Origin of the sequence: Acinetobacter genomosp. 15BJ, assembly GCF_000400715.1 — a bacterium.
Lineage (GTDB): Bacteria > Pseudomonadota > Gammaproteobacteria > Pseudomonadales > Moraxellaceae > Acinetobacter.
Map to the genome: position 1 here is coordinate 125,738 of NZ_KE007350.1, position 14,099 is coordinate 139,836.

Annotated in this window: 12 protein-coding genes; 5 read left to right on the top strand and 7 right to left on the bottom strand. The window is 40.1% G+C overall.

The window, feature by feature from the left end; all coding sequences use genetic code 11:
* Positions 1-25 precede the first annotated feature (25 nt).
* Positions 26-907, top strand: coding sequence for a LysR family transcriptional regulator (locus tag F896_RS02685; protein WP_016164877.1), 882 nt, complete (start codon positions 26-28; stop codon positions 905-907).
* Between the two features lie 64 nt (positions 908-971).
* On the opposite strand, the gene F896_RS02680 is transcribed toward F896_RS02685, so the two are convergent.
* The 4 genes from F896_RS02680 to F896_RS02665 all read right to left on the bottom strand — a co-directional run bounded on the left by F896_RS02680 (position 972) and on the right by F896_RS02665 (position 5,352).
* On the bottom strand, positions 972-2,408 hold the full coding sequence (locus F896_RS02680; RefSeq protein ID WP_016164878.1) for an amino acid permease: 1,437 nt from the start codon (positions 2,406-2,408) through the stop codon (positions 972-974).
* Positions 2,409-2,599: 191 nt separating this feature from the next.
* Positions 2,600-2,959 carry a RidA family protein gene (locus tag F896_RS02675; protein WP_016164879.1) on the bottom strand — a complete coding sequence of 120 codons (360 nt, stop codon included), beginning with the start codon at positions 2,957-2,959 and terminating at the stop codon, positions 2,600-2,602.
* A 9-nt stretch (positions 2,960-2,968) separates the two neighbouring features.
* Positions 2,969-4,072: an alanine racemase gene (alr, locus tag F896_RS02670; protein ID WP_016164880.1), complete on the bottom strand. Its 1,104-nt coding sequence runs from the start codon at positions 4,070-4,072 to the stop codon at positions 2,969-2,971.
* A 23-nt stretch (positions 4,073-4,095) separates the two neighbouring features.
* Positions 4,096-5,352 (bottom strand): D-amino acid dehydrogenase, encoded by a 1,257-nt coding sequence (locus tag F896_RS02665; protein ID WP_016164881.1) that lies wholly within the window; start codon positions 5,350-5,352, stop codon positions 4,096-4,098.
* Positions 5,353-5,491: 139 nt separating this feature from the next.
* Here F896_RS02665 and F896_RS02660 point away from each other — a divergent pair, with 139 nt between their 5' ends.
* On the top strand, positions 5,492-5,959 hold the full coding sequence (locus F896_RS02660) for an Lrp/AsnC ligand binding domain-containing protein (RefSeq protein ID WP_005200824.1): 468 nt from the start codon (positions 5,492-5,494) through the stop codon (positions 5,957-5,959).
* Between the two features lie 42 nt (positions 5,960-6,001).
* Here the strand turns inward: F896_RS02660 and F896_RS02655 are convergent, their stop codons facing one another.
* Both F896_RS02655 and F896_RS02650 read right to left on the bottom strand, forming a co-directional pair.
* Entirely contained in the window at positions 6,002-7,189 is a 1,188-nt protein-coding gene (locus F896_RS02655) for a capsule biosynthesis protein (protein ID WP_016164882.1), read from the bottom strand.
* A gap of 9 nt (positions 7,190-7,198) precedes the next feature.
* Positions 7,199-9,271, bottom strand: coding sequence for a capsular polysaccharide biosynthesis protein (locus F896_RS02650; protein ID WP_016164883.1), 2,073 nt, complete (start codon positions 9,269-9,271; stop codon positions 7,199-7,201).
* Positions 9,272-9,364: 93 nt separating this feature from the next.
* On the opposite strand from F896_RS02650, the gene F896_RS02645 reads away from it, so the two are divergent.
* From F896_RS02645 to F896_RS02635, 3 genes are all read left to right on the top strand, one after another.
* Positions 9,365-10,375 carry a CgeB family protein gene (locus F896_RS02645; protein ID WP_016164884.1) on the top strand — a complete coding sequence of 337 codons (1,011 nt, stop codon included), beginning with the start codon at positions 9,365-9,367 and terminating at the stop codon, positions 10,373-10,375.
* Positions 10,368-11,372, top strand: coding sequence for a galactosyltransferase-related protein (locus F896_RS02640; RefSeq protein WP_016164885.1), 1,005 nt, complete (start codon positions 10,368-10,370; stop codon positions 11,370-11,372). Before F896_RS02645 ends, F896_RS02640 begins: the two co-directional genes overlap by 8 nt.
* Positions 11,373-11,516: 144 nt before the next feature.
* Positions 11,517-12,506: a hypothetical protein gene (locus F896_RS02635; RefSeq protein ID WP_016164886.1), complete on the top strand. Its 990-nt coding sequence runs from the start codon at positions 11,517-11,519 to the stop codon at positions 12,504-12,506.
* 26 nt (positions 12,507-12,532) lie between these two features.
* Here the strand turns inward: F896_RS02635 and F896_RS20245 are convergent, their stop codons facing one another.
* Entirely contained in the window at positions 12,533-14,089 is a 1,557-nt protein-coding gene (locus tag F896_RS20245; protein ID WP_016164887.1) for a YqiA/YcfP family alpha/beta fold hydrolase, read from the bottom strand.
* Positions 14,090-14,099: the final 10 nt, after the last annotated feature.

The following is a 14,099-nucleotide window of genomic DNA, read 5'->3' on the forward strand; positions in this document are numbered from 1 at the left end:
AATATGCACAAGGAAGACCATAATAATGAAAGTGGATTGGGATCATCTACAGTTTTTTTTAGTGTTGGCACGGACCAAAACCTTAACCAATGCCGCCCGCATTATTGGCGTGGAACACAGCACTGTAGCGCGGCGGATTCAGGCGTTGGAGCAGGCTTTAGGCATTACCCTATTTAAACGCGAAGCCTCTGGTTATGAGCTGACGCTAGAAGGAATGGCATTGGTGCCACGGGTTGAGCAAATGGAATATGCCTTTCTGCAAATTGAAAAACCGCATCAACCTTTGCAAGGCCGTGTGCGAATTGGCACACCTGAAGGTTTTGGTACTGCCTTTTTGGCGCGCTTACTGGCGGAGTTTTCCATACAATATCCCTCGCTCACCATTGACCTGATTCCAGTGCCGAAAATGATCAAACTGTCGCATCGTGAAGCAGATATTGTGGTCTCGATTGAACGACCCACCTCTGGTCCCTATATCATTACGCGACTCTCGGATTATTGTTTAAAAATTTATGGCAGTAAAAAATATCTGGCACTCAATCCACCCATCCGTGATTTACAAGATTTAACCCCACATCGCTTCGTCAATTATATTGATGATCTGGTCTATAGTCCTGAGCTGTATTGTCTGGAACGCTTACCCTTAAAACTGAATGCAAACTTTCGCAGCAGCAGTATTTTAGCGCAGCAAATTGCTGTCAGTTCTGGCGCGGGACTCGCTATTTTGCCCAAGTTTTTGGCCGATGATAAGCCCGAGCTTGAAGCCGTATTGGAGCAACAGGTGCGCTATACCCATACCTTTTGGATGCTGACCTTTGTCGATCTACAGCATGAGCCCCGTATTAAACTGGTCTGGGATTATCTACGCAAACAGGCTGATCAATATCAGCACTTATTGGTGGATTAAACACATTGGCTAGACCATAAAAAACCGATCAATATAGATCGGTTTCTTACTCAATAGACAAGAATTATTGTGCCAATTCACGACCCATTTTTTTCATGCGTGGTTTATACATCAACTGATAGGTTACAGCCAAAATGATCACCCACAACGGGCTAACATACAGGGCTTTTAAGGTATCTGGTTCAAGTGCCAAAATCACCAACGCAAATAACAAGAAGGCAATCACGATATAAGACATGAATACGCCACCCGGCATTTTAAACTTGGATTGAGCATGCAATTCTGGACGTAATTTACGGTAGCGCAGATAGCAGACCATAATCAGACTCCAGACACTAATGAATAGAATCACACACAGTGAACTCGCCAGCGTAAAGGCCTCAAGGGTATTCGGTACAAAATATTGTAGTACCGCACCGCCCATGATGAAGACACAAGAGAAAATCAAACCATTGGCTGGCACGGCACTTTTCGATAAACGACCAAAGGCATTCGGCGCCTGACCATCTTTAGATAAACCAAATAGCATCCGACTGGTGGAGAACACTCCACTGTTCATCGAAGACATCACTGAAGACAGGACCACCAAATTCATGATGATCGCCGATGTCACAATCCCAGCATTTAAGAACAATTCGACAAATGGGCTCTTGTCTGCACGGATAATGTTCCAAGGTGTCACTGACATTACCACCAATAAAGCCAACACATAGAACAAGATAATCCGAATCGGAATCGCATTAATGGCCTTGGGTAAATTCTTATGCGGATCTTTGGTTTCAGCAGCGGTAGTTCCTATCAATTCCACACCGACAAAGGCAAAGACTGCGATCTGAAAACCAGCCAAGAAGCCATCCAAACCTTTTGGAAACATACCACCATGCGACCAAACATTACTGAGCGAAGCGACAGCACCATGCGGTGCATGGAAATGGCTAAAGATCATATAACCACCAACACCAATCAAACCGATAATCGCTAAAATCTTGATCAGGGCAAACCAGAATTCAATTTCACCAAATAGGCGCACGGTGAGCAGGTTTAAGAACAGCACAAACAATACACAGCCTGCACTAATGGCGGCCTGTCCAATTGGAGTAAACATGGTGCCTTCAGGCAGCCAGAAGGTGAGATAATTGATTACGGCAGCCAGATCGGCAATCCCGACCAGCACCCAACCCAACCAATAGGTCCAGCCCATGTAATAACCTGCCCATGGTCCAATCAGATCATGCGCCATATCGACAAAGGATTTGTAATGCAGGTTGGCAAGTAACAATTCACCGAGCGCCCGCATTAAGAAGAAGAACATGCCACCAATAATCATGTAAATAAACAGAATTGATGGGCCTGCCAAAGAGATGGTTTTGCCTGAGCCCATAAAGAGCCCTGTACCAATGGCACCGCCGATGGCGATCAACTGCAAATGGCGATTGGAGAGTTTACGTTGTAAGTCTTGGGGCGACTGTTCGCCTTCTGACTGATGAGATGTAACCGTCATATAAAGTTCCTTTTACTTTTTTCCTAAATGAGTCAGCACTTGATTTATACGCCATACCCTAGCTGTCTTTTAAAGACGGCTGACTCATTTCGATTGCAAGAAAATACGTATCTGACTACGTTTTATCTACTGCAAATACGTTACTTTTCTTCTTTTTTTATATTTTTTAAACAAAAATAAAGCGGATCGCTTTATTTTTGTGCTGCAACGACTGCAATTTCGATCAACCACTTCGGATTGACCAAGTCTGCCTGAATGGTGGCACGCGAAGGTGCAACATGACCTTTTAACCAGTCAATCCAGATGCTGTTAACCACAGGGAAATCAGACAAGTCTTTAAGAAATAATTGCGCAGACAATAAACGTGATTTATCCGTTCCTGCTGAAGCCAAAAGTTGTTCAATGGTTGCCAACACTTCACGGGTTTGCCCTTCAATATCTAAGTCCGCATTTTTAGGCACTTGTCCTGATAAATACACCACTTGATTGAAGACCGTCACTGCGCTCATGACTTCATTGGTATTGAGCTTTTGAATATCTGAGTTAGACATAAGAAATCCTTATTCCTGAGTAATAAATGAAACACGTGCAGTCACGCCACACATCAGTTCATAACCGATGGTGCCTGAACCTGCTGCCACTTCATCAATGGCTAAAATTGTGCCTGAACTGGACTGACCCCAAAGCACCACCTCACTGCCAACATCAGCATCGCTGATCGGGCTGAGGTCTACCGCCAGCATATCCATGCTGACCCGTCCAATGATCTGGGTCCGAATCCCATTGACCAGAACAGGGGTTCCTGTTGCTGAAATACGTTGATAACCATCGGCATAGCCACAGGCCACGATGCCAATTCGGATCGGTTGCTCGGCCACATAGCTAGAACCGTAGCCCACACTTTCATTGGCATTGAGTTCTTGTACGGCAATAATCTCGCTGCGCAAGCTCATGCTCGGCGCAAGGCCCCAGTCCTGAATCGTGTGTTTGGGATAATCAGGCGAACTGCCGTACAGCATGATGCCGCCACGGACATAGTCCGACTGTAATTGAGTTTGATATCTTAAGATTGCAGCGCTGTTACTAACCGATCTTTCTCCCGGTAAACCTTCAATCGCGGCATCGAATTGCTGCAGTTGATAGTCAATGCCGGTTTCTCCAAAACGGTCACCATCGGCATCGGAGAAATGCATCATATGGGTGATGCTGGCAATGTTGTTCAACTGACTCAACTGCTGCCAAATGTCACGATATTGTTGTGGTTTGAATCCTAAACGGTTCATACCACTGTTCATCTTGAGGAAAATATCGAATTGAGCGGGATAGGCATGCTGCTGTATCCAAGCCACCTGTTGGGTATTGTGTACGGTAAAACTCAATTGATACTGCACACAATCAAACAGGTCTTGGGCCGAGAAAATTCCTTCCAACAATAAAATCGGACCAGTCCAGCCCAATGCCCGCAGACGTTTTGCTTCGTCCAGATCGAGCAAGGCAAAACCATCGGCGCTTTTAAAAGATGCATAAACACGTTCAATTCCATGCCCATAAGCATTGGCTTTGACCACCGCAAACACTTTGCTGTTCGGAACCGATTGCCTTACCACCGCAAGGTTTTGACGTAAGGCTTGGGCATGGATCACCGCAGTAATTGGACGAGGCATAATTAACTTCCCTGTCTGTGCAATTAAGCGGCGTGCGAATAACGTTGAATCGACAAACCATCGGTACTGATGTCAGGGCGATGGTTCATGACCAGATCACTGATCAACTTGCCTGAACCACAGGCCATGGTCCAACCTAAAGTGCCGTGCCCTGTATTCAGGAACAGATTCTTGTACTGGGTTGCACCAATAATCGGCGTGCTGTCTGGGGTCATTGGACGTAGGCCAGTCCAGAATGAGGCTTGAGCTAAATCTCCACCCGGGAACAAGTCCTGCGTCACCATTTCCAAGGTGGCACGACGATCTTGATTCAATCCAAGATTGAAGCCACTCAATTCAGCCATACCACCCACACGAATTCGTTGATCAAAACGGGTAATCGCAACTTTATAGGTTTCATCCAATACCGTTGATTGTGGTGCAAATTTTGGCTCTACAATCGGAATGGTCAGCGAATAACCTTTCACTGGATAAACTGGTAAATTCAGTTCCAGTGGTTTCAGGAAGTCACGAGAGTAACTACCAAAGGCCAAGACATAACGATCCGCAGTGAGAACCTCACCATTGACCTTGACGCCTTTGATTTCATCGCTTTCAACAATCAGGTTTTCGACATTTTGGTCGAATTTGAATTCAACACCCAAATCTTGCGCCAGTTTTGCCAAGGCATTGGTAAATAAATAGCAATCGCCGGTTTCATCATTCGGTAAATGTAAGCCACCGACCAGTTTATCGGTATGGGCTAAAGCAGGCTCTACACTCGCCAGTTCTTGGGCATTGAGTAAAGCGAAGTCGACACCACATTCTTGCAACACTTGAATATCACGTTGTACCGCTTCAAGTTGCGCGTCACTACGGAACACTTGTAAGGTGCCCTTCGAACGGTTTTCGTAGTTAATGCCAGTTTGTGCTCTTAAATCACGTAAGCAGTCACGGCTGTATTCTGCCACACGCATCATGCGTTCTTTGTTGACCGCATAACTTTGTGGATTACAGTTTTTCAGCATCTGTGCCATCCACTGCAACTGCCACATACTGCCATCAATATTAATGGCTAATGGCGCGTGATGCTGGAACATCCACTTGACTGCTTTAAAAGGAATACCCGGTGCTGCCCATGGGGTTGAGTATCCTGGGGAAATTTGACCTGCATTACCAAAACTGGTTTCTTTGGCAGGTCCTGATTGACGGTCAAGTACCGTCACTTGCGCACCTTGTTGTGCAAGATAATAAGCACTTGCCACACCAATGACGCCACTTCCTAAAACGATTACGCGCATAACAGATCCCTCAAGCACACACTAGGTTATTTAACTAGTATATTTTTGGATCAATAGTTTTTTTCACTGATTTTATGACTATAATCTAGGTAATTTAATATTTTCGTCGCGAAAAAATTAAAATAAAAGGGAATCTTCTATGCGTAAATTAGACCGGATTGATCGCCAGATTTTAGATATTTTGCAACGTGAAGGCCGCATTGCCATCAGTGAGTTGGCCTCACGGGTCAACCTGTCCACCACGCCCTGCTCAGAACGAGTGAAGCGTTTGGAGCGTGAAGGGATTATTGTGGGCTACTATGCTCGACTCAACCCAGCTTATGTCGATCGCAGCCTACTGGTGTTTCTTGAAATCAAACTGTCTGCCAAATCTGGCGATGTATTTGATCAGGTGGCACGAGATCTGGTTGATATTCCAGAAGTACTGGAATGCCATCTGATTTCAGGTGAGTTTGATTATCTAGTCAAAGCACGCTTAAAGGAAATGAGTGCCTATCGCCGCCTATTAGGTGATTTATTAAAAAAACTGCCAGCCTCCGCCTCTTCACATAGCTATATTGTGATGGAAGAAGTCAAAGAGTCTTTATATTTAGATATGGGGATATAAACTTGTACCCAATAAAAAAGCCCTGTTTTAAGGGCTTTTTTATTATTTCATCCAGAAATTTTTGCCGTAATAGGCCCCATTTAATTGGGTTATTTCAATCAGTTTTTCTCTAAATAGATGAAAATAGGCTTCATCGGGTGGAGTCGGATTACACCAGAACCCATCCAGATCACCTTGTACGGTTAACCCAGGCAGATCATATAGCGAACGCCCCAGAGTCTTTACCGGAATGTGGTGATACAGTGCCTGAATCCCCGTTGTACTATTAATCGTGACCAAACCTAGACCATGTTTTAATAAAGTCGGCAAATGGATGTCACAGAAATAATGAACCCGATCCTCTATCCCCAGCTTTGCTGAGACGTCATGAATCAACTGAGCATACTGACGATAACCACGGTCCATTGGATGATGCTTGAGTACTAAATGATGCGCTGGGTTGGCATGCTGTGCAAAAGAGTGAAGTATCTCGACGATACAGTCGCGAATATCCGTGTAATCACTATGTACACGAACTTGTGAATCATTATGTACTTGTAAGGTATAGATAAAATAATTCTTACTGTGTTGCTGAATAAAGGCATCAAAGCGCTTCGGCTCAACCAAAGAGTTTTTAAAACGACGTAACATCGCCATAAACCAGTAGCCAAACTCTTGTACTGGGTTATAACCCCGATGATGTCGATAAAAAGGATAAAGCCAGAACAGCAAAGCCCAACACAGATAATATTGAAAACCGCTCCACAGCATCAGGTGGTAGTGGTTATCACTGGATTCGCGATGCAGCTCTACAGCGTCCTGATTATTTTCAGCTAAGAACAGTTGTTTAAAATTCGAAAAGTCATTGACCCCATCCGCCTCAAAGGTGAGGTAGTCTGGGCGAATATAACCTTCCTCAAACACATAGAACTTGATCTGCAACTGTTGCGCAACCGCATGTGCCTGTTGATGGTAGAAACGGCAATCGCCGAAACATACAATCGCATCAATTTGATTTTGCTGAATATGTTCAGACAACCAAGCGCCAAAATCAGTTGATTTTTTTCGGTAATGCCAAATATTCGGGCGAGAGTGATAGTAACGCCAGTCCCCCGCATTAAAATTGACTTTAAAACACTCAATTTGTTTGGTTGTAAGCCAGTCTGACAAATCTGTGAAGAATGAGCCTATTGGACCTTGTAATAACACAACTTTTTTGGCTGACAATAGCTCATCTAGATATATAGACAATCTCTAATCCTAAAACTTTATTTTCAATTCACGCAAGCGTGTAAACATCCATGACCAAACGCTTGATGGAGATTTCTCGGCCGTTTGCTGTAATTTGCATATCTGTTGCATCACATGTTCTGGTGTGACCAACGGAATCTGTAATATACGCGTCTGCGGTAAATTATAAACAGGATATTCTACCAAAACACTAAACGCTAACTCGTCCACTGTGAGCTTACGTTGCCTTCTCTCACATGTGTGTCGATCAACTGTAACCCCCCAACCTGCATAAAACGGCATACCATAACAGTATACTTTAATGTTTCTTAACAGTGCTTCAAATCCAGATAAAGAGGTGATTGTGTGCAGCTCATCAATATATTCGAATAGTGTGATAATAGATACGTTTTTTTCAACCTGATCGACCAGATGCTTCATCTCATCCCATGCAATTCTGCCCTTTCTAAGGCCTTCTTCGACATCTGGGTGAGGTTTGTAAATAATATAAGCATCGGGGTGATTTTTTCGAACTTCTTCGATCAAAGCCAGATTGGTTTTAATATCGATCCCACCCAGCTGAATCGACAAATCATCCTCGACCTGCCCCACCACTAAAATGATTTTTTTCTCAATATTCTGAAGCGCTTGAATACCATCTAAAAGCTGCTGACCAACGTTATATTTAGTCAGTTTATTTTGAATGATCTGCTGTACCAACGACTGAATACGGCACTGCTGCTCTGGGCTGAGCTGTACCTGATTCAGTAGCTGTTCCAAGCGTGATGGACGCGTGGCATCGTAGTAGATTCCAACATCATCAAAGACCAATGAAAAAGGCCGAATTAACTTAGCACCGAGTCCCAACGAGCGAAGAAAACCATCTTCAACCGTCCATACCTGTTGGTAGCCCTGTTGCTTGAGTAGCGCAGCCTTTTTCCCCCATGCCACAATGGCTTGATCTTTAGATGGTTTATGCCAGTGTTTAAAGCGTAGTTCAACCTGAGGAAAGGCCAGAAAATCTTTGATAAAGCTCTTCTTCCATCGACTAAAACCATAAGCCACCACAGTTGTTGCGGGGATTTGTTTTTGAAATTCAATATTAGGAATCAGAGTATCTACAATTTCCTGCAATTCACAGATCTGCTGTGAAACAGGCGAAATATATTTGGCATAGCGTAAATAAGCCGCGACAAAGAGTTGTTCAATACTCCGCGAGACATGTCTACGGCTTTGAATCGATTCAGGCAATTGCATGCGATCGTGTGTTAACCCCCAACCTGCATACCACGGAATGCCAAAGCAATTCACTGGCTTGCCGCACAATAATGCTTCGAAGCCCAATTGAGAACTCACCACATAGACTTCCGACATGTGCTGGCACAATTCGATCGGATTATAATTCTCTGTCAGTAGCTTGATATTGGGTGCGTTGAGGTGCTCAAGTGAAAAGTGGCTTTGGGCTTTTCCAGCTAAAACATCAGGATGTATTTTCACCCAAATAGTTGCATCAGGATGATCAGTTAGCGCTTGTTGCAGCATGCGATTAAAACTTTCTGCCGATGCCATTGCATAGCGAATCGATTGATCCCCCATGGTTTGATCAACCACAAGGATATTTTTTTGATTATGAAATTTGCTTAATTCAAGTGATTGGTAATGTAAATTGTATTTGCTGATACCCGCATTCAAAATCTTTTGAATCAATGCTTGCGCTTGTAATATCTCATCTTCAGAAAGTGATAACGCCAAGATAATTTTTTCTAAATCCGAGGATTGTGTCGCATCAAAATAAATACCCGATTGATCTAAAACGACAGAAAGTGGTTGATAACCCGCTTTACCGAGACCCAAAGAACGGATAAAGCCGTCTTCTGCACACATGGCAATACCATGCTGCTCCAAAGCGAATGTTTGTGCTTTTTTAAAACTGTTCTTACGCCCCCAACCCCAAAATATTTTATTATTTTTCGTGTTTGTGCGTTTTTTAATCTCTTGAGTCAATGAGTTATATAAATCATTGTTTTTAAAAAAATATATTTTCTTAATCCCAGAAGGAATGTAATCTAACATATGAACGTTTACAATGTTGGCGCAGTTCATTTACTATTATATCACATATTCTTTTCAAAATTTTTCCTAACCTATGGTGGGGGATATTTGAAACTAAGCCACTAATTCAAATTAAGTTTTTTAATGGAAAAATCAATTAACATTTTAGCTGTCTTGGATGACTTTACCTTTAGCGCGCTTGATTTAGAAGCTAACGTAAATTTAATTTCATACCAGCACTGGTTCTATCATTTTTTCCCAGGGAAGATTGATTTTGTTTTAGTTGAATCTGCATGGTTAGGTCAACAGCGGAAATGGCAATACCATATCGCGGACTATCCCGAACATCCAAGACGCAATAATGATAAAGTCAAAGCACTGATTCAATGGGCGAAAAAACATCAAATTCCAACAATTTTCTGGAATAAAGAAGACCCGTATCATTTTGATCAATTTATTGATTCTGCACGTTTATTTGATTTTATTTTTACCACTGACCGTGCATCCATCCCGAATTATCAACGCTTGTGTCCAGACTCGAAAATAAATTATTTGAATTTCCCATTCCAGCCCAAAATTCACTATCCTGCCCCAATCAGCCAAACAGTTTCTCGCTCCAGCTTATTTATGGGCAGCTATATGCATCATATGTTCCCGGAACGTCGTAAATGGCAAGATATCTTATTTGAAGCTGCGGCACCGCATGGCCTATGTATCATCAACCGACACGATGACAAAAAAGATAAAAATTATAAGTTCCCCGCAACACTAAAAGCTGAATATTTACACTCGGTCCCTTATCGTGAGACGGGACATATTATGCGGAAATTTCAACAAATCATTAACGTCAACTCTGTTACCACTTCCCCAACCATGCTCTCAAGAAGAGTAGTAGAAGGCATGGCTTGCGGTCGTCTGGTGATTAGTAACCCGAGTCTTGCCCTACAGAATTTATTTCCAGATCTCTGTGAAGTGGTTGAAACACAGGAACAGGCAGATGAATTATTTACCCAACTCAGCTATGGATTAAGTCAGCAACAAAACGAAAAAATAAGTTATGCTTGTGATCATGTATTCACCCACTATACGGTGAAACAATGGTTAAAAGACATCCTCAACAGTTGCCAAATCGATCACCCCTACTTATATGCTTAAATTTTTTTTCTCGAAAAAGAAAAGACCAGATTATGATGCAGTTGATTTATCAATCGTCATTCCGATCGACTTAAGCTATCGTAGCCATGATATTTTACAACGAATCAAACGTCTGGTCGCGATCGCACAAGACCAGTCCATTGGTTTTATTTTAGGCTGTAATGCACAGCCAGAACGCCAAGTACAACAACTGCAAAAGATCATTGCAGGCTGCCCACAAATCACGCTGGTAATTGACCACAGTACCAGCGGCCATCTTTCTCGGCTAAGAAATATTGCATTGGCGCAGGTACAAACACGCTATGTCATGTTTCTTGATATCGATATTCATATCAATCTTCAGCAAATCCATAACGCATTTACCGAGGTACAACAGCATCCTGCACAGTTGTGTATGTACCCATGTTTATATTTGAGTAAAAAGGGCAGCAAGCAGGTCAACCGCCTGACATTAGCAGCGTTTAGACACGCCTATTATGACTTTAGGCGAGATCTGATTTTACATCTCGCCTTCCCATCGTCCATCATCATTACCGACTTGAAGTCTGTACACGCAATTCATGGTTTTGATGAACAGTTTATAGGACATGGCTATGAAGATTTTGATTTTATGTTGCGCTTGTTTCAGCATAAAGGCTTGATCGACTATCAACCAGCCTTATTACTTGATGAAACCTATCTCGCACCGATGATGGCTACAGGTTTTCGAGCCATTTTGGCAGAGAGCCAACTGGAACAATTGCTTAATAAACAATACTTTTTACATATCCACCATGAGAAAGATAAAAAGAGTCTCTATCACCAACAGCGGCAAGCCAACCAACAACGCTTTGAAATGAAACTCAAACAACAGATAAATGCAGAAGCGACAGTCACTGATACAGCCCCACCTTATCTGTTAAAAGCATTCTTTCAGTTATTAGCACAGCATTCTCTCAATCGCCCTGAATACTCAGCACTTTGGGCGGAGATTCAAGGGCATAAATTGCGAAAATAAAGAATTACAATTTAAAATCTATTCTTACTTTCTACACATACCTTTTTTATAGGAAAGCTATATTTTATAAGATTAATATTCTTTTAAGTTAATCTGAGCAAAATTAAGTTAAGAAGTAACTAATCCATCAAATTAGGATTACCCATGAAATATAGTCTCTTTATTCCTTTATCGTTACTGGTCTGCAGTTATGCAAATGCTGAGATTTCATCATTTTTTTTAGACGTTAAACAAATGGATCGTTATGGAGAGAAAAATCGGTTAGACACATTAAATAATATATGTCAAAACAAAGGAAATCATAACTTAGTCATAATTAATGAATTTAATAGTGATGGAACTCTTAATGAAAAGCTATTGAACCAAGTACAACCCTACTATAAATGTTTTGATAATATATTCTTTTCTGTTGATTCAAAAAAATGGAATAGAAATAGTAACGATTGGAAAGACACAAAGTACTACAATGCTATAATAGATCAAAACTTTGTAAATGATAATATAAAATATGCACTAAAAAATGCACAAAATATAAAGAAAAAATATCCTAATCTCGATTTTAATTGGTACATCAGTTATGAAGCAAACTTAAATTATTTTGCGGATGACAGAATAAAAGATGGTTATAAGTATTACTTAAAAAATCTATCCGAATCGCTATATAAAACTAAAAAGACACAGATACTTTGGTCACCTGCATTTTGGATGCCTTATAATAAACTTTCAGACAATCAGAAAAACAAACTTACAAACAATTTAAATGATTTATTTAAAAATACCCCGAAAATAACATGGTTACATTTCCAAGATTTTCTTGGGCAGACCTCATCTATTTCTTGTACAGCTTCATCGTGCTTAAACTCCTCCATAAAAAACAGGAACTTTAGCAGTGAAAGTGACGAGTGCTCCAATACTAAAGGAAATTATTCAATATTAAGAAATTCAATCAAAAATACAAATATTAAAGATTTAAAAGTAAATATGGAGTTGTTTATGTTGAATAAAAATTCAAACAATTCATATGTACCCACGCCTAAAGAAATAATAAATGAAAGGGCACAATGTTATTTAGACAACAATATTCCGATCGGAATATCCTTTGAAATGCTATACTGGAAAAATGTAAATCAATAGATTTCTATTGATTTACATTAATTATTTTATTTCAGATTATTCAATTCTTCATATGTATGCTTGTAAAATGAATCAACATAATGAAAAGGCATAACCCCCCACTTATGATCCTTTTTAGCCACAAAATAACTCTTCGGATAAACAATAAAGTTACTTTCTGAAATATATTTTTGCATAATACTATATAATTTATCTAAAACAGAGTTATTAATAATAATTTTTTCTTTATCAAGGTTAGGTATTGGACTTGCATCATCCAACATTGATGCCCAATAAACTTTATTAACAATAACTTTATCTAATAAATTATTTTCTTCACAATAATCAACAAAGACTTTAAAGCCTTTCTCCCATAAGCTATAAAATTCATCCGAACCAGCTTCTATTTTTTCAAGCTGAGATACATTTCCTAAAATTCCAGAAACATTTACTTCATAAGAATTGGTAATAAATGTATTTCCATATTTAACTAGACCGTACCGCTCATCGATTAGATCAATGAGAATATAATCAAAACTTGTAGTCGCTAATGCATGAAGTACATCTAACTTCATATCTTGCTTGACTATTTTTCGCTGAAAAGGAGAACTTAACTCATTTAAATCAGGGATGGATTCTACAGGCTCTAATGCCAAACGAGCAAAGCTAGTTCGAGGATAATACCCTATTGAGCCTATATCTTCTCTATATGATGGTAAAAAAACATCTCTAGAAATACATGAACCTAAAATAAAAAAGTTCTTTTTAGACCACCCTACACTTTGTTGCATATAATTAACTGATTCTAAAATCTCAGGTAACATGTCCTTAGGTTCGGCTGCATGTCCTGAAGGATGATCATAAATCATATATCTAATTCTTGAACTTTGCTGTTTAAGCGATTTATAATTTTCTGAATTAGCAATACCAAATTTTTCTAGGAATGGAATAAAATGATTTTTGAAATGAAATTCATCCTTCGAATTTTGTATAAAAAGAACCCTACAATTTGATTTACATATAGTACTTAATACATCAAATTCAGTTCTATTTTTCAATTTGTTAAAATCATTCTCTTCCCAACAAATATTTAAATAGTCATCTACTTGATTTTTAATATAGTTAAAAACATTAACTTGAGGATTAATTGCAACAGCCAATATACCATTACCTATTATACTAGCAAGCTTTAAAGCGGCAAATCCTCCACCAGAAGACCCATATAGGATAATTTGCTCGGGGCTTAAACTCATTCTTTTTGAAACTTTAAGGATAAAATCCTTTAAAATTTGCTGAAATTGGACATTCTTATCTCCAATATACCAAGCTAAATTAGTTTCTGGATATTTAAACAGTGTCGGATCAGAAATATATAGAACAGATCCATCAAATAATGAATTCCAACTCCAACGGTGGTATACCTTCGCATCTTGTCGATCTTTATTTAAAGCACCATTAAAAACTACATAAAGCTTCTTAGATTCCTTTTTTTGAAATAAATATGCAGAGAACCCATATCCATCCTCGTCCCCTTTAAAGCTAACCTCATCTTTAGAGAAATCTTTTTCATCCACTTGAGAAACAACAAAATCAAAAAAAGCCATTAATAAATTC

Coding starts and splice junctions, on each gene's coding strand:
- F896_RS02660 (WP_005200824.1), top strand. CDS start 5,492: ATGCGTAAATTAGACCGGATTGATCGCCAGATTTTAGATATTTTGCAA.
- F896_RS02685 (WP_016164877.1), top strand. CDS start 26: ATGAAAGTGGATTGGGATCATCTACAGTTTTTTTTAGTGTTGGCACGG.
- F896_RS02650 (WP_016164883.1), bottom strand. CDS start 9,271: ATGAACTGCGCCAACATTGTAAACGTTCATATGTTAGATTACATTCCT.
- F896_RS02675 (WP_016164879.1), bottom strand. CDS start 2,959: ATGTCTAACTCAGATATTCAAAAGCTCAATACCAATGAAGTCATGAGC.
- F896_RS02680 (WP_016164878.1), bottom strand. CDS start 2,408: ATGACGGTTACATCTCATCAGTCAGAAGGCGAACAGTCGCCCCAAGAC.
- F896_RS02640 (WP_016164885.1), top strand. CDS start 10,368: ATGCTTAAATTTTTTTTCTCGAAAAAGAAAAGACCAGATTATGATGCA.
- F896_RS02645 (WP_016164884.1), top strand. CDS start 9,365: ATGGAAAAATCAATTAACATTTTAGCTGTCTTGGATGACTTTACCTTT.
- F896_RS02665 (WP_016164881.1), bottom strand. CDS start 5,352: ATGCGCGTAATCGTTTTAGGAAGTGGCGTCATTGGTGTGGCAAGTGCT.
- alr (WP_016164880.1), bottom strand. CDS start 4,072: ATGCCTCGTCCAATTACTGCGGTGATCCATGCCCAAGCCTTACGTCAA.
- F896_RS20245 (WP_016164887.1), bottom strand. CDS start 14,089: ATGGCTTTTTTTGATTTTGTTGTTTCTCAAGTGGATGAAAAAGATTTC.
- F896_RS02635 (WP_016164886.1), top strand. CDS start 11,517: ATGAAATATAGTCTCTTTATTCCTTTATCGTTACTGGTCTGCAGTTAT.